The 21,000-nt window shown below is 73.0% G+C and carries 22 protein-coding genes; 8 read left to right on the top strand and 14 right to left on the bottom strand.

The window, feature by feature from the left end; all coding sequences use genetic code 11:
- Nucleotides 1-11: 11 nt before the first annotated feature.
- Nucleotides 12-1,925 carry a 2-succinyl-5-enolpyruvyl-6-hydroxy-3-cyclohexene-1-carboxylate synthase gene (menD, locus tag AB4Y83_RS16785; protein WP_442297567.1) on the top strand — a complete coding sequence of 638 codons (1,914 nt, stop codon included), beginning with the start codon at nucleotides 12-14 and terminating at the stop codon, nucleotides 1,923-1,925.
- A gap of 16 nt (nucleotides 1,926-1,941) precedes the next feature.
- Here menD and AB4Y83_RS16780 read toward each other — a convergent pair whose 3' ends face one another.
- From AB4Y83_RS16780 to AB4Y83_RS16765, 4 genes are all read right to left on the bottom strand, one after another.
- Entirely contained in the window at nucleotides 1,942-2,706 is a 765-nt protein-coding gene (locus AB4Y83_RS16780; protein WP_442297566.1) for a 3-keto-5-aminohexanoate cleavage protein, read from the bottom strand.
- Entirely contained in the window at nucleotides 2,703-3,707 is a 1,005-nt protein-coding gene (locus tag AB4Y83_RS16775) for an o-succinylbenzoate synthase (RefSeq protein WP_442297565.1), read from the bottom strand. Before AB4Y83_RS16775 ends, AB4Y83_RS16780 begins: the two co-directional genes overlap by 4 nt.
- 23 nt (nucleotides 3,708-3,730) lie before the next feature.
- Nucleotides 3,731-3,997 carry a hypothetical protein gene (locus tag AB4Y83_RS16770; RefSeq protein ID WP_442276197.1) on the bottom strand — a complete coding sequence of 89 codons (267 nt, stop codon included), beginning with the start codon at nucleotides 3,995-3,997 and terminating at the stop codon, nucleotides 3,731-3,733.
- Nucleotides 3,998-4,132: 135 nt separating this feature from the next.
- The gene (locus tag AB4Y83_RS16765; protein WP_442276196.1) at nucleotides 4,133-4,651 is read right to left on the bottom strand and encodes an NUDIX hydrolase; all 519 of its coding nucleotides are present in this window, start codon (nucleotides 4,649-4,651) and stop codon (nucleotides 4,133-4,135) included.
- Between the two features lie 35 nt (nucleotides 4,652-4,686).
- Between AB4Y83_RS16765 and AB4Y83_RS16760 the strand changes: the two genes are divergently transcribed.
- A complete protein-coding gene (locus tag AB4Y83_RS16760) occupies nucleotides 4,687-5,646 on the top strand; it encodes a 1,4-dihydroxy-2-naphthoyl-CoA synthase (protein WP_442297564.1) in 960 nt (319 codons plus the stop codon).
- A gap of 3 nt (nucleotides 5,647-5,649) precedes the next feature.
- On the opposite strand, the gene AB4Y83_RS16755 is transcribed toward AB4Y83_RS16760, so the two are convergent.
- Nucleotides 5,650-6,630: an alpha/beta hydrolase gene (locus AB4Y83_RS16755; protein ID WP_442276194.1), complete on the bottom strand. Its 981-nt coding sequence runs from the start codon at nucleotides 6,628-6,630 to the stop codon at nucleotides 5,650-5,652.
- A 269-nt stretch (nucleotides 6,631-6,899) separates the two neighbouring features.
- On the opposite strand from AB4Y83_RS16755, the gene AB4Y83_RS16750 reads away from it, so the two are divergent.
- The 5 genes from AB4Y83_RS16750 (at nucleotide 6,900) to AB4Y83_RS16730 (ending at nucleotide 12,193) form a co-directional block, all read left to right on the top strand.
- On the top strand, nucleotides 6,900-8,441 hold the full coding sequence (locus AB4Y83_RS16750) for an MFS transporter (protein WP_442276193.1): 1,542 nt from the start codon (nucleotides 6,900-6,902) through the stop codon (nucleotides 8,439-8,441).
- Nucleotides 8,441-9,625 carry an o-succinylbenzoate--CoA ligase gene (gene menE / locus AB4Y83_RS16745; RefSeq protein WP_442297563.1) on the top strand — a complete coding sequence of 395 codons (1,185 nt, stop codon included), beginning with the start codon at nucleotides 8,441-8,443 and terminating at the stop codon, nucleotides 9,623-9,625. The genes AB4Y83_RS16750 and menE overlap by 1 nt, the downstream gene beginning before the upstream one ends.
- 11 nt (nucleotides 9,626-9,636) lie before the next feature.
- Nucleotides 9,637-9,954: a PLD nuclease N-terminal domain-containing protein gene (locus AB4Y83_RS16740; RefSeq protein WP_020145031.1), complete on the top strand. Its 318-nt coding sequence runs from the start codon at nucleotides 9,637-9,639 to the stop codon at nucleotides 9,952-9,954.
- A 19-nt stretch (nucleotides 9,955-9,973) separates the two neighbouring features.
- Nucleotides 9,974-10,849 carry a 1,4-dihydroxy-2-naphthoate polyprenyltransferase gene (locus tag AB4Y83_RS16735; protein WP_056826396.1) on the top strand — a complete coding sequence of 292 codons (876 nt, stop codon included), beginning with the start codon at nucleotides 9,974-9,976 and terminating at the stop codon, nucleotides 10,847-10,849.
- 120 nt (nucleotides 10,850-10,969) lie between these two features.
- Nucleotides 10,970-12,193, top strand: a complete 1,224-nt coding sequence (locus AB4Y83_RS16730) for a flavin-containing monooxygenase (protein WP_442297562.1) — start codon at nucleotides 10,970-10,972, stop codon at nucleotides 12,191-12,193.
- A 120-nt stretch (nucleotides 12,194-12,313) separates the two neighbouring features.
- Here AB4Y83_RS16730 and AB4Y83_RS16725 read toward each other — a convergent pair whose 3' ends face one another.
- Genes AB4Y83_RS16725 through AB4Y83_RS16700 form a run of 6 tightly spaced genes read right to left on the bottom strand, consistent with a single transcriptional unit; the run spans nucleotide 12,314 to nucleotide 17,434 of the window.
- Nucleotides 12,314-12,640 (bottom strand): DUF4229 domain-containing protein, encoded by a 327-nt coding sequence (locus AB4Y83_RS16725; RefSeq protein WP_056773450.1) that lies wholly within the window; start codon nucleotides 12,638-12,640, stop codon nucleotides 12,314-12,316.
- Nucleotides 12,641-12,652: 12 nt separating this feature from the next.
- A complete protein-coding gene (gene ccsB, locus AB4Y83_RS16720) occupies nucleotides 12,653-13,651 on the bottom strand; it encodes a c-type cytochrome biogenesis protein CcsB (RefSeq protein ID WP_442297561.1) in 999 nt (332 codons plus the stop codon).
- A complete protein-coding gene (gene resB / locus AB4Y83_RS16715) occupies nucleotides 13,648-15,399 on the bottom strand; it encodes a cytochrome c biogenesis protein ResB (RefSeq protein ID WP_442297560.1) in 1,752 nt (583 codons plus the stop codon). The genes ccsB and resB overlap by 4 nt, the downstream gene beginning before the upstream one ends.
- A gap of 1 nt (nucleotide 15,400) precedes the next feature.
- Nucleotides 15,401-16,144, bottom strand: coding sequence for a cytochrome c biogenesis CcdA family protein (locus AB4Y83_RS16710; RefSeq protein ID WP_056773456.1), 744 nt, complete (start codon nucleotides 16,142-16,144; stop codon nucleotides 15,401-15,403).
- Between the two features lie 7 nt (nucleotides 16,145-16,151).
- Entirely contained in the window at nucleotides 16,152-16,766 is a 615-nt protein-coding gene (locus tag AB4Y83_RS16705) for a TlpA family protein disulfide reductase (protein WP_056826401.1), read from the bottom strand.
- Nucleotides 16,766-17,434, bottom strand: a complete 669-nt coding sequence (locus tag AB4Y83_RS16700) for a histidine phosphatase family protein (protein WP_442276187.1) — start codon at nucleotides 17,432-17,434, stop codon at nucleotides 16,766-16,768. Before AB4Y83_RS16700 ends, AB4Y83_RS16705 begins: the two co-directional genes overlap by 1 nt.
- A 209-nt stretch (nucleotides 17,435-17,643) precedes the next feature.
- Between AB4Y83_RS16700 and AB4Y83_RS16695 the strand changes: the two genes are divergently transcribed.
- A complete protein-coding gene (locus AB4Y83_RS16695) occupies nucleotides 17,644-18,261 on the top strand; it encodes a LysE family transporter (RefSeq protein WP_056773467.1) in 618 nt (205 codons plus the stop codon).
- Nucleotides 18,262-18,278: 17 nt separating this feature from the next.
- Here AB4Y83_RS16695 and AB4Y83_RS16690 read toward each other — a convergent pair whose 3' ends face one another.
- From AB4Y83_RS16690 to AB4Y83_RS16680, 3 genes are all read right to left on the bottom strand, one after another.
- Nucleotides 18,279-18,899, bottom strand: coding sequence for a hypothetical protein (locus AB4Y83_RS16690; RefSeq protein WP_056773470.1), 621 nt, complete (start codon nucleotides 18,897-18,899; stop codon nucleotides 18,279-18,281).
- A 209-nt stretch (nucleotides 18,900-19,108) separates the two neighbouring features.
- Entirely contained in the window at nucleotides 19,109-20,446 is a 1,338-nt protein-coding gene (gene hemL / locus AB4Y83_RS16685; protein ID WP_442297559.1) for a glutamate-1-semialdehyde 2,1-aminomutase, read from the bottom strand.
- Nucleotides 20,447-20,490: 44 nt separating this feature from the next.
- The gene (locus tag AB4Y83_RS16680) at nucleotides 20,491-20,976 is read right to left on the bottom strand and encodes a MarR family winged helix-turn-helix transcriptional regulator (RefSeq protein ID WP_442276184.1); all 486 of its coding nucleotides are present in this window, start codon (nucleotides 20,974-20,976) and stop codon (nucleotides 20,491-20,493) included.
- Nucleotides 20,977-21,000 lie beyond the last annotated feature (24 nt).

Here is a 21,000-nt window from a genome sequence, read left to right as displayed (position 1 = left end):
TCGGGGCGACGGTGACCGCTCGTCGGAGTGCGCCTGAGGTCGCGCTGCACGTGCTCCAGCAGCTGTGGCTCGGCGGGGTGCGCGACGTCGTGCTCGCCCCGGGGTCGCGATCGGCACCCTTCGCCCTCGCCCTCGACGCGGCCGACCGGGCCGGCGACCTGCGCCTGCACGTGCGCGTCGACGAGCGGTCCGCGGGCTTCCTCGCGCTCGGTCTCGCCACCGGGTCACGCCGACCGGTCGCCGTCGTCACGACGTCGGGCACTGCCGTCGGCAACCTGCTCCCGGCGGTCATGGAGGCGCACCACACGGGGCGCCGGGTCGTCGTCGTCAGTGCCGATCGGCCCGAACGCCTGCGCGGAACGGGCGCCAACCAGACGACCGACCAGGTCGGCATCTTCGGCACCTTTGCGCCGTGCCACGACCTGACGGCGGCCACGCCCGACGACGAGCTGGCTGGCCTCGTGGCACAGGCGTGCTCGCGGCCCGGACCGACCCAGCTCAACGTCCAGCTCGACGGCGACCTGCTGCCCTCGGACGCCGACCCCGACACGTGGTGGCAGCGCCCCGGGGACGACGCCGCTGCGCCCTCCCTCCTCGCCTCGACCGACCTCACCAACTCCGCCCCGGCGGACCTCCGACACGAAACCGCAGCCGAACCCCACCACAACCCCGCCCCGGCGGACCTCCGACACGAAACCGGAGCCGAACCCCGCCACAACCCCGCCCCGGCGGACCTCCGACACGAAACCGCAGCCGAACCCCGCCACAACCCCGCCCCGGCGGAGGGTGCGCGCGGGGACCGGGCCGGACGGGGCGTCGAGCCGTCGGTGTCGGCGCCGACCGACGGCGAGGTGCTGCCGCTCGGGCCGCGCACGGTCGTCGTCGCGGGTGACGACGCCGGACCGGCCGCACGCCTGCTCGCCGAGGCCGCGGGCTGGCCGCTCGTCGCGGAGCCCACCTCGGGGGCGCGCCTCGGCCGGCAGGCCCTGCGCACCGGACGGCTGCTGCTCACCACCGACCTGCGCGGGGACGTCGAGCGCGTCGTCGTCGTCGGCCACCCAACCCTGTCCCGCCCCGTCACGAGCCTCATCAGCGACCCGGGCCTCGAGGTCCTCTCCGTCCGAGCTCGTGACGGCGTGGCCACCGACCCGGGCCGGGTGGCGCGCGTGCTCGACGTCGTGCCGCGGGTCGAGGCCGCCGACGACCCGGCCTGGTTCGACGCCTGGCGTGACGCCGACCAGCGACTCGGCGCCCTCATCGACGCGGGACTCGTTGCGCCCGAGGGAGATCCGTCACGAGCCCCCGGGGACGGCGGCCTGTCGCCACTCGCCGTCGCGGCTGTCGTGGGCGCCGCGGTCGCCGCCGACACGACGCTCGTCGTCGGCTCGTCGAACCCCGTCCGCGACCTCGATGTCATGGCCACACCGTGGACGCCGCTCGAGCACCGCTTCGTCGTCGGCAACCGTGGTCTCGCCGGCATCGACGGCATGGTCTCGACGGCCGTCGGCGTCGCCCTCGGTCGCCCACGAGCCGCGCGCAGCATCGCCTACCTCGGCGACCTGACCTTCCTCCACGACACGAACGGCCTGCTCACGGGTCGCGGTCAGCGGCGGCCCGACCTCACCTTCGTCGTGCTCAGCGACGACGGGGGCGCGATCTTCAGCACCCTCGAGCAGGGCGACCGTCGCTATGCGAGTGCCTTCGAGCGCGTCTTCGCGACCCCGCACGGCACCGACCTCGAGGCGTTGTGTGCTGCGCACCACACGGCATACGAACGCGTCGACGACCTCGGTCGGCTTGCCGCGGCGCTCGCCGAGTCCCCCTCTGGCACCAGAGTCCTCGAGGTCCCCGTCTCGCGGGCCGACCGCCGGGCCGAGGCCGCCTGGCTGCGCGAGCTGGCTCAGCAGGTCGCGCCCCACCGCTGACCGGACGGGCGTCGGGTCAGCCCGGGGCGTCGGGGACCGGCCACTGGGACGGCGTGCCCGGCTCGGAGCGCACCGCCGCTGCGACGAGGTCGGCGCTGTCACGCGCCTCCCGCCCGTCGGGCAGGTGGACGGTGTCCTCGAGGCCGATGCGCACGTCGTAGCCCGCAGCCTGCGCCCAGCGCAGCACCCGCCAGGTCCAGCGCCCCTCGCCGTGCACGAGGACCGGCACCGGCGACATCCCGAGCGCCGCGAGGATGCGCTCGGCCGCCCACGGCCCGTCGGAGCCGGGGGTCATACCCGGGATGAGCTCGACGAGCACCCGCTCGACCTGCCAGGGCCAGTTCGTCCCCACGTAGCGGCTGGCCGCCATGGGCGTCCAGATCCCCGCCTCGACGCCGGATCCGTTGTCGCGCAGGGCTGCCGCGACGTCCACCGCGCCCTCCTCGTGCCAGTTGACGCTCGCACAGTCCGGGCCGCCGAGGTCTGGCGACGGCCACTCCGACACGTGGGCGAGCTTGCGGCGGGCGCTGTCGACGATGCCATCGCGCGTCGAGACGCTGACGCGGAGCCCCGGCGTCGCAGCCCGGATGGCGCTGACGGCGTCGACGACGTGCCGGGTCTCGAGCGTCTCGCGACCGGACTCGTCACGCGGGTGCACGTGAACCATGAAGGCACCCGCCGCCACGGCGTCGGCCGCGGCGCGGGCGAGCTCGTCGGGCGTCTGCGGCACCGTGCGGTGCTGGCCGCGGGTGCGGTCACCGTTGAGGCAGGCCTGGATCATCGGGGGCTCACCTCGGCGAGCACGGTGTGGCAGCGCACGAGCCGGTCACGCCACCACTGTTGCCGGTCAGGCGGAGCCGCGAGGTCCGCGAGCGCGTCGGGGTCGGCCACGGCACGACCGACCCCCAGGAGACCGCCCGACGGACGCCACGGGTCCGCCGAGACGTCGCGCTCGAAGAGACCCACCGTGCCGAGGCCGCAGGCGTGGTCGAGCGACGGGAGCGCCGCGGCGAGGGCCACCCCCGCAGCGATGCCGACGCTCGTGTCGAGCGCCGACGACACGACGGCGGGCAGCCCGCACGCCTCGACGACACCGAGCGCCGACGCCACACCACCGAGGGGCGCGACCTTGACGACGACGAGGTCCGCGGCACCGAGCCGGGCCACACGGATCGGGTCCTCGGCCTTGCGGATCGACTCGTCGGCCGCGATGAGCGCGTCGATCCCGTTGCGTGCCAAGGCGGTTCGTAGCTCGACGAGCTCCTCGACGCTGGCACAGGGCTGCTCGGCGTACTCCAGGTCGTATGCCGTGAGCCGCCGCAGCGCCGCCGTGGCGGTCGCGACGTCCCACCCTCCGTTGGCATCGACCCGGATGCGCGCCGAGGGACCCATCGCGGACCGGACGGCCGCGACCCGGTCGATGTCGTCGTCGAGCGTCTGGCCGCGCTCGGCGACCTTGACCTTCGCCGTCGTGCACCCGTCGAAGCGCGCGAGGACCTCCGGCACCCGGTCGGGGCCGACGGCCGGCACGGTCGCGTTGACGGCCACGGCGTCGCGCACGGGAGCGGGCCACACGGCATACGCCGCCTCGAGGGCCGCGGACAGCCAGCGCGCGGATTCGCGATCGGCGTACTCGACGAAAGGGCTGAACTCACCCCAGCCCGAGGGCCCTTCGAGGAGCAGGGCCTCGCGCACGTCGACGCCGCGGAAGCGCACCCGCATCGGCAGGGCGACGACGTGGGCCCGGGCGAGGAGCTCGTCGGCAGGAGGCAGCGTCGTCATGCCTCCATCATCACCGACGGAGCTCAGCGGGCCGGGAAGGCCTCGTGCCGGTCCTGCGTCGGGTCGGGCTGCGCCGGGACCGGCTGCGTCGGGGCGTGGTCGTCGTGCGGGAGCCCGCGGTCGTGGGAGCGACGGGCCCGACTGCCACAGGCGTGGCCGCGAGTGCGACCGGAGGCGTGCGGCAGCACCCAGAAGAGCCCGAAGAGCCACCAGAGGCCGTGACCCGACGCACCGAGCGCGACGGCGATGAGCACGACTCCGGCGATGATGAGGTTGCGTGGCGAGAACACGTGGGTCTCCTCCGTCCGCGGGACCGGTCGGCCCCGTACTCCCTCGACGGTAGGCCCGCGAAGCCCGGCGGACCCGGTCCCTCTGTCAGCGCCTCCCCCTGACAGATGTCACCTCCGCCGGCTGGGACGGGGCGCTCACTCGACTGGGGCGGGGCGCTCACTCGAGTGGGAGAGGGGGCCGAGGACGACGTCGCGCGGGTCGTCGACGGCCACGGCGATGCGGTCGCGGAAGACCTGGCGCATCTGCGGCAGGGCATCGAGGGGGAAGAACCGCGCGTCGGTCGACTCGTCGTCACCCGGTCGGGGCTCGCCCGAGACCCAGCGGCACCGGAAGGTGTGGTCGAGGTACTGCCCGAGGTCGCCGTTGACGTGCGTCACGACGCCGCTCGCCGAGACCCAGACGAGCCGCTCGACCTCGGCGACGACGCACGCCTCCTCCTCGACCTCCCGGACGGCGGTGACGTGCGGGTCCTCGCCCGGGTCGACGATGCCGGTGACCGGTGTCCACGCGCCGTTGTCCGACCGCTTGACGAGCAGCACCTCGTCGGCGCCGTCAACGCCCGGGCGGAGCACGACCGCCGTGACCCCGGGCATCCAGAGCAGCTCCGTGCCGACCATGGTGCGCAGGTGGGAGACGTAGGGAGGGATCGGCATACGGCCGACCCTAACCCCGCCGATAGGGTCGGTCCGTGAGCAGCGAGCCGGGCCAGAGCGCCGTGTCCGAGACCTTCGACCCGAGCGAGTGGGCACCCGTCGAGGGCTTCGACCTGACCGACATCACCTACCACCGGCGCCGGCCCGTGGCCGGACGCCCCCACGCGGAGTCGGGGGTCGTCCGCATCGCCTTCGACCGTCCCGAGGTGCTCAACGCCTTCCGCCCGCACACCGTCGACGAGCTCTACCGCGCGCTCGACCACGCCCGCAGGACGCCCGACGTCGGCGTCGTCCTGCTCACCGGCAACGGCCCGAGCCCCAAGGACGGCAAGTGGGCCTTCTGCTCGGGCGGCGACCAGCGCATCCGCGGGCGCTCCGGCTACCAGTACGCCGAGGGCGAGACGGCCGACACCGTCGACGCGGCCCGCACGAAGGCCCAGGGAGGGCGCCTCCACATCCTCGAGGTGCAGCGGCTCATCCGCACCATGCCCAAGGTCGTCATCGCCGTCGTGAACGGCTGGGCGGCCGGCGGCGGGCACTCCCTCCACGTCGTGTGCGACCTGACGATCGCGAGCCGCGAGCAGGCCCGCTTCAAGCAGACCGACGCCGACGTCGGCTCGTTCGACGCCGGCTACGGCAGCGCCTACCTCGCCAAGATGGTCGGCCAGAAGTTCGCCCGCGAGATCTTCTTCCTCGGGCGCACCTACTCCGCCGAGGACATGCAGCGGATGGGCGCCGTCAACATCGTCGCCGACCACGCCGACCTCGAGCGCGAGGCCCTGCAGGTCGCGACGGAGATCATGGGCAAGAGCCCGCAGGCGCAGCGGATGCTCAAGTTCGCCTTCAACCTCACCGACGACGGGCTCATGGGCCAGCAGGTCTTCGCCGGCGAGGCGACCCGTCTGGCCTACATGACCGACGAGGCCGTCGAGGGCCGCGACCAGTTCCTCGAGAAGCGCGAGCCCGACTGGTCGCCCTTCCCCTGGTACTTCTGACGCTCAGAGCCCGTCGACCAGGGCGACGGTGGCGGCCACGATCTGGCGCTGCGCCTCGGCCCGGCTGACCGTCGGGGTGCCGTCCCCGGGCTGGTCGCCGTAGTCACCGAAGTAGGAGTGCACGGCCCCCGTGACGGCGGTGTATGCCGTGTCGCCGGGCAGGAGCGGCCGGCTGGCCGCGATGTCGGCGGGCGTCGTGAAGCCGTCGCGGGTGCCGCTCACCGAGGCGACGGCGAGGTCGGTGCGCTCGGCCATGGAGTCGACCGGGTAGGACGCCCAGAGCACGAGTCCCTTGACGACGCCGGGGTGGTCGTGGGCGAACCCGGCGGCGACGACGCCGCCGAGGCTGTGCCCGGCGATCGTCCACGACGTCACCTCGGGATGACGGTCGATGAAGGCGTGGGGCGCCGTCGTGGCAAGGAAGCCGATGCCGAACGGCTGCTTGACGATGAAGACGATGACCCCCTGCCGGCTCACCTCCGACAGCATCGGCACGTAGGCGCGCGGATCGACGCGGGCGCCCGGCTGGAAGATCAGGCCGCGGGTCGGCGTGCCGCTCGTCGGCGCGATGACGATGTGGGCCGGCGCGTCCATGACGCGGACGTCGGCGCTGCCGGACATCGCGGCCACGGCCTCGGGGGTCGCCCCGAAGGGCCGCAGCCAGACGAGCGCCCCGAGCACGACGACCGTGACCAGGACCCCGGCCACCCGGCCGACGACACGGAGCACCGGTCGTGCGGTCCGACGTCGCGGGTCCGGCTCCGAGCGGTCCCGCACGAGGAGCACGACGCCGATGAGACCGCTCGCCGCGAGCGCGATGACCTGAGCCGGGTTGCCGGCCAGCAGGACGGTGTGGTCGAGCAGGAAGAGCACGAGCGGCACGACGAGCCAGAGGACCCCGAGCACGACGGTGAACCGCGCGCGAGGGCGCCGTCGGGCCCCGGCCCCGGTCCCCGCCAGTCCCTCGTCCGGCACGGTCGTCACGACCTGAGGGTAACCACGCGGAAGGGCGCAGCGGCGGCGTGGACGCCGGCATTCCGGAGGACGGACGGCCCTGCCGCGGCGAAGCCGGTGTCGGTCGCCCACCGGCCAGCGGGACAGGGCAGGATGTTGGAGTGGAACCGAGCGACGACCGCCGCGCCAGCCCTGGCCGTCGTGCGCCCGGTTCCGCGCCACGTGGTCGCGCCGCAGCAGGCGCCCCGCACGGGACCGACGGATCGGCCGCTCCCCCTCCCGCACCCGAGACCCCGGACGTGCCCGAGGGCGGCCGGCCCGCGGACTTCCGCCAGCCACCGCGCACGACCGCGGCCAACGCGACGCGCGCCGTCGGGCGCGGGCTCGGACGGGCCGCCACCGGCACCGCTCGCCTGACCGCACGCTCGGGTCGCTTCGCTGCCGCCAAGGCGCATGCGTACACCCACTCCGGCGGGGCCGGCGAGAGCGGTCTGGCCCGGATGACCGAGCTGCACGCGAGCCACACCGCGGGCGACACGATCATGACGCTGGCCCTCGCCGGCACCCTCTTCTTCAACCCGCAGACAGCCCAGGCCCGTGGCGACGTCGCGACGTTCCTGCTGCTGACGATGGTGCCCTTCGTCCTCGTCGCGCCGCTCATCGGGCCGCTCCTCGACCGCTTCTCGCACGGCCGGCGCTGGGCCATCGGCACGACGCTCGCCGTCCGGGCCTTCCTCTGCTGGGTGCTCGCCGAGGCCATCACCCACGACAGCGGCTGGCTCTTCCCGGCTGCGCTCGGGTGCCTCGTCGCCTCGCGGGCCTACACCATCACGCGCGCGGCAGCCGTCCCGCGGCTCCTGCCGCCGGGCACGACCCTCGTCAAGGCCAACTCCCGGGTCTCGATGGCCGGAGTCGTCGGTGCGGTCATCGGGGGCGCCCTGGGCGGGGTGGCGATGCTCGCCGGACCGTCCTGGGCCCTCCGCGTCGGCTTCGTCGTCTTCGTGGTTGCCACCGTCCAGGCGATCCGCCTCCCGGCGCGTGTCGACAGCTCGCTCGGCGAGGTCTCCATTGAGGACACGACACCGATCCCGGTGCGCGGCGCCCACGACGACCCGAGCGCGCCGGGGGCCGGCTCGCTCCGCGGCACCCGGCGCGGCTGGGGCGACGACCCGGCCCGGCGGCATACGTCCTCGGACGGCGACGCGCTCACCGTCGACTCGCTCGGGCCGCTGGGCCGCTTCCGCCGGCGCAAGCAGGCGATCCCCTGGCCGGTGATGCACGCGATGTGGTCGACGGGTGGCACCCGGGTGCTCACCGGCTTCCTCATCCTCTTCATGGCCTTCCTCGCCAAGGAGCACCCCATCGACGGCATCCGCGGCGAGCTCGTCCTCGCGTTCATCGCGGTCGCCATCGGCGTCGGCAACGGCATGGGCAGCGTCGTCGGCAACGTCGTGCGCGACCAGCGGCCCGAGCGCATCGCCATGGTGTCGGTCCTCGCCGCGACGGTCTGCTGCGTCGCGACGGGCATCTGGTACGGCGTGTGGACGCTCGTCGTGCTCGGCTTCGTCCAGGGCATGTCGGCGCAGCTGTCCAAGCTGGGCTTCGACGCGCTCGTGCAGCGCGAGGTCCCCGAGAACGTCCGCACGTCGGTCTTCGCCTGGTCCGAGACGATGCTCCAGGTGCTGTGGGTCGTCGGCGGCACCCTCGGCATCGTGCTCCCGCTCAACCCCTACGTCGGCTTCCCCGTCTGCGCGGTCGCGCTCGTCTGGACCGTCGCCATGGCCGCGCGCCAGCGCCGGCGCGCCGCCCCCACCGCACCCCCGAGAGCGAGACGTGCCTGATGGCCGCGCCGTCCCCCCGCCCGCTGGCGGTCCCCGCCGGACCCGCCGTCCTCGACGTGCTGCCCGCCCTCGACGCGGCCCTGACCGGCCGCTCCCCCGTGCTGCCGTATGCCGCCGACACCCCGCCGCCGACCGTGCCGTCCCACGACCCGGCCGAGCTCCCCGACGGTCTCGCGGTCGCGATCGGCACGTCGGGCTCGACCGGCCGGCCCAAGCGCGCGCTGCTGACGGCGGACGCCCTCGAGCGGTCGGCGTGGGCCACCCACCAGGTGCTCGGCGGCAGCGGCGCGTGGCTTCTCGCCATGCCGGCCCACCACGTCGCGGGACTCCAGGTCCTGCTCCGGTCGCTCGCCTCGGGTGTCACACCGGAGGTGCTCGACCTGCGCGACGGCTTCTCGGTCGCGGGCTTCGCGGAGGCCGCGGCCCTGGTGCGGCCCACGAGCGCGGCACCCCGCCGCTACACCGCGCTCGTGCCGACGCAGCTGACCCGTCTCGTCGACGACCCCGTCGGACTCGACGCCCTGCGCACCTTCGACGGGGTGCTCGTCGGCGGCGCGGCCACGCCGCCGGCCCTCGTCGAGCGCTGTCGCTCGCTCGGCGTCGCGCTGAGCCTCACGTACGGCATGAGCGAGACCGCCGGCGGCTGCGTCTACGACGGCATCCCGCTGCCCGTCAGCAGGGTCCACGTCGACAACGACCGGCACGTCGTGCTCGGCGGCGACACCGTCGCACACGGCTACCTCGGCGAGGCACGCCTCAGCCGTGACGCCTTCGCCGTCGACCCCGACGGCGTCCGGTGGTTCCGCACCGACGACCTCGGCCACTTCGACGACGACGGGCTGCTCGTCATCGACGGGCGCGCCGACGACGTCATCAACACGGGCGGCCTCAAGATCAACCCCGGTGTCGTCGAGGACGCCATGACCCGGCACCTCGACGACGTCCTCGACGTCGTCGTGCTCGGCCTTCCCGACCCCGAGTGGGGCGAGGCCGTCTGTGCCGCAGTGACGCTCGTCGACCCGACCGGCCACCTGACGACTCGCGCCGTCCGCGAGAGACTGCGCGGCATCCTCCCGGACGCGGCCCTGCCGCGACGGGTCCTCGTGCTCGCCGAGATCCCCCAGCGGGGCCCCGGCAAACCCGATCGGGCCGCCATCCGACGCGCCGTGCAGGGCCTCGCCTGAGCGGTGGCAAGATGGGGGTGTCCCACCCGTCGCCGAAGGAGGTCGCCGTGCTGCGCGTCGTGCTGATCGCCCTCGTCGTCTTCGCCACGATCTACGCGCTGGTCGACTGCCTCCAGACCGATCGTCGGCTCGTGCGGATCATGCCCAAGACCGTCTGGCTGCTCGCGGTGCTCGTGCCGGTGCTCGGCCCGGTGTTCTGGCTCGTCGCCGGGCGCAGCGACGCCCGGGGCGGCCCCGGTCCCGCGTCGCGCGGGCCCGGCCGCCGGCCACCCGGGCCCCGAGGCCCGATGGGCCCCGACGACGACCCCGACTTCCTCCGCAAGCTGTAGAAGGACCCCCCGGAACTCCATGGCCACCCTGTCCCAGTGGATCGAGGGCGCTCGCCCCCGCACGCTGCCCGCCGCCGTCTCGCCCATCCTCGTCGGCACCGGCGCCGCCTACCAGACCGGTCACGTCGTCTGGGCGTATGCCGTCCTCGCCCTCGTCGTCGCCCTGGCCCTGCAGGTCGGGGTCAACTTCGCCAACGACTACTCCGACGGCATCCGCGGCACCGACGAGGTGCGCGTCGGGCCGGTGCGGCTCGTGGGCCAGCGGCTCGCCGCACCCCGCTCGGTCAAGATCGCGGCCTTCGCGTGCTTCTTCTTCGCCGCGCTCATGGGACTCGCGCTCGTCGGGCTGTCGGAGCTGTGGATCATGATCCCGATCGGCGCGGCCGCGATCGTCGCGGCCTGGTACTACACCGGCGGCACGCGGCCCTACGGCTATCTCGGCCTCGGCGAGGTCTTCGTCTTCGTCTTCTTCGGGCTCGTCGCGACCCTCGGCACCATGGCGACGATGACCCCGCCGACCGCCGCCGGCTGGTGGGGCGCCATCGGCGTCGGGTCGCTCGCCTCGGCGATCCTCGTCGCCAACAACCTGCGCGACATCCCCACCGACCGCGAGCACGGCAAGCGCACGCTCGCCGTGCGGATGGGCGAGTCAGGGACCCGGGCCTTCTACGTCGCGCTGATCGCCGTCGCCTTCGTCATGACGGGCCTCGCCTCGCTCACCTCGCCGTGGGCCCTGCTCGCGCTCCTCGCGGCGCCGCTCGTCGTGCGGCCGATGCAGGCCGTCGTCGGGCGCGCCACGGGGCCCGGCCTCATCCCGGCCCTGGCCGGCACGGGGCAGTTCCAGCTCGCCTGGTCGCTGCTGCTCGCCGTCGGCCTGGCGCTCGGCCGCGTCTGACCCGGTGAACCGCCGAGCCGCTGAGCCGCAGCGGGTCGAGGTGATCCCTCGCGACCGGGCGCGACGGCATACCTCGGCATTCGGCTGACGGGAGCCACGTCCCGGTGCCACGGTGGACGCGTGTCCGAGGAGATCGACGTCGTCGTCATCGGGGCCGGGCAGGCGGGCCTCGCGACGAGCCACGAGCTCGACCAGCGCGGCGTCGAGCACGTCGTCCTCGAGGCGAGCGTGCCCGGGTCGTCGTGGCTCGGCCGGTGGGACAGCTTCACCCTCGTCGGACCCAACCACACCGTCCGACTGCCGGGCGCCGCCTATGCCGGCGACGACCCCGGCGGCTTCATGACCCGCACGGAGGTGGCCGGGCACCTGCAGGCGTATGCCGGCCGGCTCGGTCGGGTGCGCGAGGGGGTCCCCGTGCACGGGCTCTGGAGACGCGACGGCGCGTTCGAGCTGCGCACCGACGACGACACGATCCGCAGCCGCATCGTCGTCGTGGCGACAGGCGCCTACCAGCAGCCGCTCCGACCGGCAGCGGTCGCCCGTCTCGCTCCGGACGTGCCGTGCATCGACGTGCTCGGCTACCGGAACCCGGGCGCGCTGCCCGACGGCGCGGTGCTCGTCGTGGGCAGCGGACAGAGCGCGTGCCAGATCGCCGAGGAGCTCGCGCTGTCGGGGCGGGACGTCGTCATGGCGTGCGGCAGGGCGCCGTGGTTCCTGCGGCGGGTCGGCGGCCGCGACCTCTTCGAGTGGCTGATGGACTCGAGCTTCTACGAGCAGACGCCCGACCAGCTACCGAGCCCTGCGGCGCGGCACGGCGCCAACGTCCAGGCGAGCGGCGCCGGCGGCGGTCACGACCTGCACTACCGGACGCTCGCCGCGCTCGGCGTGCGCCTCGTGGGACACCTCGTCGACATCGACGGCCACACGGCGCGCTTCGCGCCCGACCTGCCCGAGGTCATCGCCGCCGGCGACGCCGGGTTCGGGTTCGTGCGCGACACCATCGTCGCCGGGTGCCGGGAGCGCGGGATGCCGGCACCCGAGATCCCGGAGCCGGGCCCTCTCGACACGTCGGCGCCCACCGAGCTCGACCTGCGGGGCTTCGGAGCGGTCGTCGTGGCCACGGGCTTCCGCTCGCGCTACACCGAGTGGGTCGACGTCCCCGGGCTCGTCGACGAGCAGGGGTTCCCCGTGCACGTCGACGGCGAGAGCGTCGTGGCCCCCGACCTGCACTTCGTCGGCGTCCACTTCCTGCGCCGGCGCCGCTCGTCCCTGCTCTTCGGCGTCGGGGACGACGCCACGGCCACGGCCACCCGCATCGCCACCCGGCTCGGCCTCCCCACCTGACCCACTCGAGTGAGCGCTCCTTCACACTCGAGTGAGCGCTCCGTCACACGATCGTGGGACGGGTGTGACGGCGTACTCACTCGACTGTGGTTGGGCGCTCACTCGAGTGGATGTCGGCGCTCAGCGGTCGGCGTTGCGGGGGTCCTCGGTGGCCGCGGCACCCGTGGTGTCGGCGTCGCGGAGCGGGCGCTCGTCCTCGAGGTCCTCGGCGAACTCGTCGCTCGTCGGGTCGACCGCGTGCTTCGCCTCGAGCTTGGCCTCGTGGCGTTCGACGAGCTTGGCCGTGATCTCGTCGCGCATGCCGCGCAGCAGGATGTAGGACGCGGCCGCCGAGGCGATCGCCGAGGCACCGAGCAGGAGCACGGGGTTGTTGCGCAGGCCGATGAGCCAGAAGAGGAAGAGGAACCCGAAGAAGATGAGGATGCGGAGCAAGGAGTAACGGACCATGTCAGATCACCGTCACATGCCCGAGTAGTTGTGCATGCCCACGAAGGTCGAGACGAGGTTGACCAGCGTGAAGTTGATGATGACGGCGACGTAGCCCGCGAGCGCGATGTACATCGACTTGCGGTGGTCGACGCCGGCCGTCGCGCGGCCGTGCATGTAGGCGGCGTAGACCGTCCAGATGACGAAGGTCCAGACCTCCTTGGGGTCCCACTGCCAGTAGGCGCCCCAGGCCTGCTTGGCCCAGATGGCTCCCGCGATGAGCGTGAACGTCCAGAGGATGAAGGCCACCATGTTGAGGCTGTATGCCGTCCGCTCGAGCGAGGCGGACGACGGCAGCGACTCGATGAAGTTCGGCTTGGCCGGCGGCTTCTCCTCACGGCGCAGGCGCACGAGGTAGAGCAGGCCGACCGCGAAGGCCAGCGTGAAGAAGGCGACGGCGAGGAAGGCCACGGAGACGTGGATGCCGAGCCAGTAGGACTTGAGGGCCGGCATGAGCTCGCCGGCCTCGGTGTAGAGCACCGTCAGGGCGAGACCGAGGACGAGGAGGATGGGCGTGACGATGAAGACGCCGAGCCACTGCCAGTTGTTGCGCTTGGCGAGCACGCTGTAGGCGGCACCGACCGCCGCCGTGGCGGCCGTCGCGAACTCGAACATGTTGCCCCACGGCGGGCGGCCCACGGCGAGGCCGCGCATGAGCACCGACGCGACGAGCAGCGCCGACGCGAGGTAGGTGAGCATCAAGGCGATGCTGCCGCGCTGGCGGCTCTTGAGGCTCTCCTCGAATCCCGGCCCGGCAGCGTACGGCGTTGCCGGACGTCGCTCGGCCGGGGTCGGGGCGCCGGCACCGACGAGGACGCCCTCGCGCTCGTTGGCGGCGACCTCGGCGACGGCCTTCGAGTCGGCCACCTTCGGTGCTCGCGCGGCCAGGTGCCAGGTGAAGGCGAGCATGGCGAGCGTGTAGACGATCATCGACGCGTAGAGCGCGGCGTTGGCGTTGGCTGCGAGGTTCACGAGCGGTCGGTCCGTTCTGCAAGGCGGTCGTGCACGCCGGTCGTGATCGCGGAGACGATCGCGGCGAGCCCGGGGTCGGAGTCCTTCGAGAGGCCACCGATGGTGACCACGGTAGCCGGTCGCCCGTCGGCGCCGGCAGGGCTGTCGAGCGTGCCGCCGTCGGGGCCGTCGCCCGTGGTGGCGGGGGCCGGCCGCACGCGGACGAAGACGCGGCGGCGCTTGATCGTGAGCCCGAGGATCAGGCCGAGCGTCGCGAGGATCGCGCAGACGAGGCTGATCGGGGCGCCGGGGTCGGTGCGCACGGACAGGCCGGCGAAGCGCTTGACGCTGTCGAAGGTGATCGAGCCGCGGTCGCCCGGGAGCTGGTAGGTCTGGCCGGGCTTGAGGCGGATCAGCGCGGGCGAGCCGTCGGCCTTGGTGACCTGCTTCATCTCGTCGGTGTTGAGCGTGTAGACCGACTGCGGCGCGCCACCCGGGAAGAGGTTGCCCTCCCAGACCGAGAGCGCCACCTCGGGGTTGTTGGTGTCGGGGAAGATCGACACCGGCCCGTTGGTGAAGCTCGGCTCGGCGGTCGGCAGGAAGAAGCCGGTGAAGCCGAGCTGCTTCGGCGAGGCCGACGGCACCTTGATGACGCCGACCGAGCGGTAGTTGCCGTCCTGCGGCAGGAACGGCGTCGCCTCGCGGTAGAGCACGGAGCCCTTGGCGTCCTTGACCGTGATGACGGGCGTGTAGCCGTTGCCGAGCAGGAAGATGTCGGCGCCGTCGACGGTGATCGGGTGGTTGACCGAGACGTTCTCGCTGCTCTTCGGGGCGCCGGGCGAGCTCTGCAGCGTCGTCTGCGCGTCGAAGAGGCGCGGCGTGCCGAACGAGCGGCCGGGCGTCTCGTTGAACTCGACGTGGAGCTTGTCAAGCGAGAGCACGAAGGGCGGCAGCGTCTCGGTGTCGACCCACGGGCCGGGCGAGATGGTGTTGTAGGTGCCCGCGGACGACGCGAACTTGTCGCCCTCGGCGAGGATGATGTCGCCGCGCCAGCCGAGCAGGTGGCCGACCGCCATGCCGATGATGATGCCGGTCAGGGCCAGGTGGAAGAGCAGGTTGCCGGTCTCGCGGAGGTAGCCGGACTCGGCGGAGACGCTCGTCGCGTCGTGCGAGTGCAGCCGGAACCGCTTGCGCTTCAACACGGCCCGCGCAGCCGAAAGCGCCTCGTCGGGCGAGAGGGTCGTCGTGATCTCGGCGTGCTCGTCGAGACGCTTGAGCCGGGCGGGGGCGCGCGGCGGCCGCGAGCGCAGGGCCGACAGGTGCACCTTCGTGCGCGGCACGATGCAGCCGACGAGGGAGACGAAGAGCAGCAGGTAGATCGCCGAGAACCACGGCGACGCGTAGACGTCGAAGAAGCCGAGCTTGTCGAGCCACGGCGAGCTCGTCGGGTTCTGGGCGATGTAGTCGGCGACCCGGCCGGCGTCGATGTTGCGTTGCGGGAAGATCGAGCCCGGGACTGCGGCGATGGAGAGCAGCAGGAGCAGGAAGAGCGCCGTGCGCATGCTCGTCAGCTGGCGCCAGCCCCAGCGGAGCATCCCGATCGCGCCGAGGGTGGGAAGCGTCCGCTCCTGGCGGTCGGGACGCATCCCCGTGCGTATGCCGTCGCTGGGCGTCGCGCCGGCCGTGGCCTTCCGGGTTGCGGCCGCGTCGACGGACGTGTCGGCCGTGGCGGTGGCCTCGCCGGTGGCGGGGTCGGTGTCGGTGCTCATGTCAGATCGCCACCCGGAAGCCGTTGACGAGCCGCACCTGGAGCCAGACGATGACGTCCTCCCAGACCCCGGTCAGCATGAGCAGGCCCACGGCGACGAGGAGCAGGCCGCCGACGTTCTGGAGGGCGCGGCGGTGCCGACGCAGCCAGTCGCTCGCCGTGCCGGCGCGCTCCCACAGCGCCGCCATGAGCACGAACGGCAGACCCAGCCCGATCGAGTAGACGGCGGCGAGCGCGAGGCCGCGTCCGATCGAGCCGGACTCGGCCGAGATCGGAGCAGCCATGGCCTGGATGGCCCCGAGCGTCGGGCCCATGCACGGCGACCAGCCGATGGCGAAGGCGGCGCCGAGCAACGGTGCTCCCGCGAGTCCGGCACGCGGTCGCCAGCTCACCGGGGCGGCATACGAGCGGCCGAGCCCGAGGAAGAGCAGACCCATGAGCAGGACCACGGCACCGCCGACGCGCAGCAGCGCGCTCTGGTGCTCGCGGAAGGCGAGGCCGACGGCAGAAACGGCAGCGGCCGCGATGAGGAAGACGACCGTGAAGCCGAGGACGAAGAGCAGCGCCCCGACGACGAGCCGCCCGCGCGACCGCTTCTCGAGCGACACGTCGGACAGACCGGTGACGTAGCCGAGGAAGCCGGGCACGAGAGGCAGCACGCACGGTGAGGCGAACGAGACGAACCCGGCCACGAGGGCGACGAGCCCCGCGGCGAGGAGTGACCCGGAGGCGAGCTCGGTACCCACGAGGACCTCAGGCCTTCTCGGCGAGGACGTCGTCGATGAGGCCGAGCAGGGTCGTCGTCGAGACAGGACCGGAGACACGCGCCGCGATGCGGGCCTGGTGGTCGAGCACGAGCGTCGTCGGGGTGGCGGAGGCCTTGCCCTGGAGGGAGAGGATCGGGACGCCGCCGTCGTAGGCCAGCGACGGGTAGGTCACCTTGTTGGCGGTCTGGAAGGCGAGCCCGGTCTCGGGGCCCTCGAGCTTGTCGAGGCCGATGAACTCGACCTTCTTGCCCTTCGACTGCACGGTCTCCCAGGCCTTCTGCAGCGCGGGCGTCTCCTCGATGCAGGGTGGGCACCACGAGCCCCAGACGTTGACGACGAGGACCGTGCCGGCGCGCTCGGCGCTGCTCCACGGCTTGCCCTCGAGGGTCGTGCCGTCGAGCTTCACCGGCTCGCCGCGGTCGGTGGCGGGCAGCTGCTCGATGGAGCCGTCGCCGGCGACGTAGCCCTTGCGGTCACCCGAGCGGGCTTGGTCCGCAACGGAGTTCGGGTCGGACGAGCAGGCGGCCGCGAACGTCACGAGGCCCCCGGCCATGGCCACGGCGCCCCACCGCAGTGCGGTGCGTCGGTCGAGGTGGTCCATCAGGCGCCCACGCTCTTGCTCGCCCTCGCGAGCAGCTCGGCGGCCGGCTCGGAGTACGTGATCGAGGCGAGCTCGTCGCCCCGGTAGGTCAGCGACGTCAGCGAGGCGAGCGTGCACTCGCGCTTGCGCGGGTCGTGCCAGAGGCGCCGTCCCTCGAGCTTGTTGCGCACGGTCCAGACCGGCAGCTGGTGGCTCACGACGACGGCCTCGTGTCCGCGGGCGGCGTCGCGCGCGTCGGCGACGGCCGCGAGCATGCGGGTCGCGATGTCCTCGTAGGGCTCGCCCCAGGAGGGCTTCGTGATGTCGCGGAAGAGGTGCCAGTTGCGCGGGTGAAGCAGGTCCTTGGGGCTGACCGACCGGCCCTCGAACTGGTTCTCGGACTCGATGACGCGTGCGTCGGTGGCGATCTCGACGTCGTGGTCGGCCGCGATGGGGGCCGCGGTCTCCTGGGCGCGTTCGAGCGGTGAGGCGACGACGTGGGTGATGTCGTTGGCTCGGAGGTGGGCCGCGACGAGACACGCCATCTCCCGGCCGAGATCGGAGAGGTGGAAGCCGTCGAGGCGCCCGTAGAGCACGCCGTCGGGGTTGTGGACCTCACCGTGTCGCATGAGGTGCACGACCGTGAGGTCGTCGGCGCCCGGCGCCACCCCGCTCGTGCTCTCACCCATGGGCGACAGTCTCTCAAACGTCGTGCTCAGGACCGAATCCGCACCCGAGCCTGTGCACCCCCTGTGACGTGCAGCGACACCGAGCGGTGCCCCGCTGACGCGGCCCCACGCGTACGCCGTCGGTGGCGGTCCCCGACACCCGTGGCCGAGGTCACGCCGTCCGTGGGACGACCGGCGCCACGGACGGGGGCCGACCTACACTCCGTGACGTGTCGTGGTCACTCTGGCTGACGCTCGTCGCGACGGGCGCGCTCATCTCCTTCACCCCCGGGGCCGGCGCCGTCAACACGATGGCCAACTCGCTCGGGTCCGGCTGGACCCGCTCGATCTGGGGCATCCTCGGCCAGCAGGTCGCGCTGCTCGCCCACATCGCCGTCGTGGCCGCCGGCGTCGGCGTCCTCGTCGCGGGCTCACCGGTGCTCTTCAACCTCATCCGGTATGCCGGCGCCGCCTACCTCGTCTACCTCGGGATCCGCCAGTTCCGGTCGCGCGCCGCGGCGGCACGGGTGGGTGAGGTGCAGCGGGAGCCGGCGTGGTCGATGTTCCGCCGCGGTCTGCTCGTCAACCTCACCAACCCGAAGGCCGTCGTCTTCTTCCTCGCGTTCACGCCGCAGTTCATCCGGCCGGAGCAGCCCCTGCTGCCGCAGTACGCCGTGCTCGCCGCGACGGTGATCGCCATCGACGTCATCGTCATGTGGTTCTTCTTCGCCGCGGCGGCACGCGGGCTGGGGCGGCTGACCCAGCGCGAGTCGGGCCAGCGCACGCTCAACCGCGTCTTCGGCGGGCTCTTCGTCGGCGTCGGGGTGCTCCTCGCCGCCGTCCACTAGCGCCCGGACGACCGGCGTCAGACGAGTTCGGGCACGTCGAGGTGCGCGATGGCGAGGGAGAACTCGCCGATCTGGGTGATCCTCATGCCGGTCTCCTGCACGAGGTCGGCCCGCAGGCCCATCGCCGCGTTGCGGGTCGCCATCATCGCCTGCGGTGAGTCGTACGTCGCGGTGACGCACGTCCGTCCCGCGGCCCGGTCGACGAAGAGGCTGGCGCTGCAGAAGCCCTCGAGCTGCTCGACCCGCGGCATGATGCCCATCCGGAAGGCGTCGAGCATCCGGTCGACCATGGCCGGGTCGCCGTCGGTCCACGTCACCCGGGCGGCGCAGCCGTCGGCCACGCGGTGGTCACGGTGGAGGTAGGCGATCTCCCACTCCTCGACGGTGGCCTCACCGCCGAGCAGGTCGGCCGCCTGCCGTCGGAGCGGGACGACGGTGTCGGCGGTGGCGCGCATCGCGGCATCGTCACGCCAGGCCGTCGTGACGATGCACTGGCCGCTGATGCGGTCGGCGACCATGGACAGGCCGACGCAGCCGTCCATCGCCCTGACCTGCGGCATCACCACGTCCTGCACGTGTGCGATGCCGCTCTCGATCATGCCGGGACGGCCCAGGACCGTCGTGGAGCGTGCGTGCACGACCCCACCTCCCTCGGTCGGGGCGGCACCCCGACGGCGCCGCCGTCACCGACCAGCGTCCTCCTCGTGGGTCGAGCCCACAATCCCCGCTGCCGTATGCCGTGTCGCCCGGTCCCCACGCCCGTTCGAGGTGATCGCGGGCTGGCCCGTGGCGGCCGCGATCACCTCGAACCGGGGTCGCGCGAGGCGCCGGGTCGGCGGTCCGCAGGTCAGTCCGAGGTCGCGGCGGCCCGCGCTGCGGCCGGTAGGGCCGCGAGCACGTGGTCGACGGCCTCGTCGTCGTGCGAGGCCGAGACGAACCACGACTCGAAGGCGCTCGGCGGGAGGTGCACGCCCTGGCTCAGCATCGAGTGGAAGAACCGGCGGAAGGCGTCGCTGTCCTGGTCCCTGGCGTCGTCGTAGTTGGCGACGGCCCCGTCGCGGAAGAAGACCGAGAACATCGAGCCGGCCCACTGGATCGTGTGCGGCACCGAGGCCGCGGAGAGCTCGCTCGCGACGGCGTCGGCGATCGCGTGCGAGACGACGTCGAGGCGCTCGTACACGGCAGGCGTGCAGCCCTGGAGCGTTGCGAGGCCGGCAGCGGAGGCGACGGGGTTACCGGACAGCGTGCCGGCCTGGTAGACGGGCCCCTGCGGGGCGAGGAGCGCCATGACGTCGGCACGACCGCCGAAGGCCGCGGTCGGGAAGCCGCCGCCCATCACCTTGCCGAAGGTGAAGAGGTCGGGCGCCCCTGCGGCATAGGGTCCCTCGAGGCCGTAGAAGCCTGACCCGCTGCACCGGAAGCCCGTCATCACCTCGTCGGAGACGAGGAGGGCGCCGTGCGCCCTGGTGACGCGGAGCAGTGCCTCGGTGAAGCCGGGAGCCGGCGGGACGACGCCCATGTTGCCGGCCGCGGCCTCCGTGATGACGGCGGCGATCTCGTGGCCGCGCTCGGCGAACGCGGCCTCGAGGGCCGGGACGTCGTTGTAGGGCAAGACGATCGTCTCGCCGGCGCTCGAGCGCGGCACACCGGCGGAGTCGGGGAGGGCGAAGGTCGCGACACCCGAGCCCGCCGAGGCGAGGAGGGCGTCGACGTGACCGTGGTAGCAGCCGGCGAACTTGACGATGACGTCGCGGCCGGTGAAGCCGCGGGCGAGGCGGATGGCCGACATCGTCGCCTCGGTGCCGGAGTTGACGAGGCGCACCTGCTCGACGGGCTCGACCCGCCGGACGATCTCCTCGGCGAGGCGCACCTCGTTCTCGCTGGGCGTGCCGAACGAGAAGCCGTGAGCGGCCGCCTCGGTCACGGCGGCGAGGACGTCGGGATGCGCGTGGCCGAGGATCATCGGGCCCCACGAGCAGATCAGGTCGACGTAGCGCTTGCCGTCGACGTCGGTCAGCCACGGACCGGTCCCGCTCGCCATGAAGCGCGGCGTGCCGCCGACCGCCCGGAAGGCGCGCACCGGCGAGTTGACCCCACCGGGGATCACCTCGCTGGCCCGTGCCAGGAGCGCGGCGGACGCCGGGGCGTCGGTGGTCGTCTGGACGGTGACGGGCTGCGAGCTCATGCACCCAGTCTCTCAACCGATGCTGGGTGCGCCCCGCCGGGTCGTCAGTGGCCGCTCGTGCCGTTCGGGTCGAGGTGGTCACGCACGATGGCCATGGCGTCGCCGATCGCCGTGAACTGCGTCGGCGTCATGATGTCGACGAGGTTGGCGCGCACGCTCTGCACGTGGACGCGCGCGATGTCGCCGACCGCAGCCAGACCACCGGTCGTCAGGACGAGCTCGACGCCGCGCTTGTCGTCGGAGCACTGCTCGCGCGTCACCCAGCCGCGGTCCTCGAGCCGCTTCGCCGTGTGCGTCAGCCGGCTGCGCGACTGGACGACCATGGCCGCGAGCTCGGACATCCGGAGCCGGTGGTTCGGGCTCTCGGAGAGCATCGAGATGATCTCGTACTCGCTCAGCTGCAACCCGGCGTCGCCGAGCGCGTCGTCGAGCGCGCGCTCGAGCAGCCTCGTGCCGCGCAGGATGGCCCGCCACGACGCCTGCTCGGCGTCACTGAGCCACCGCACGCCGTCATCCCCTGTACCTGACATGTCAACCTCCTGCGATTGCACAGA

Origin of the sequence: Terrabacter sp. RAF57 (assembly GCF_052113925.1) — a bacterium.
In the GTDB taxonomy this organism is placed as follows: domain Bacteria; phylum Actinomycetota; class Actinomycetes; order Actinomycetales; family Dermatophilaceae; genus Terrabacter.
The sequence above is the reverse complement of the archived record's forward strand: the minus strand, read 5'-3'. Positions and strand labels throughout refer to the sequence as shown.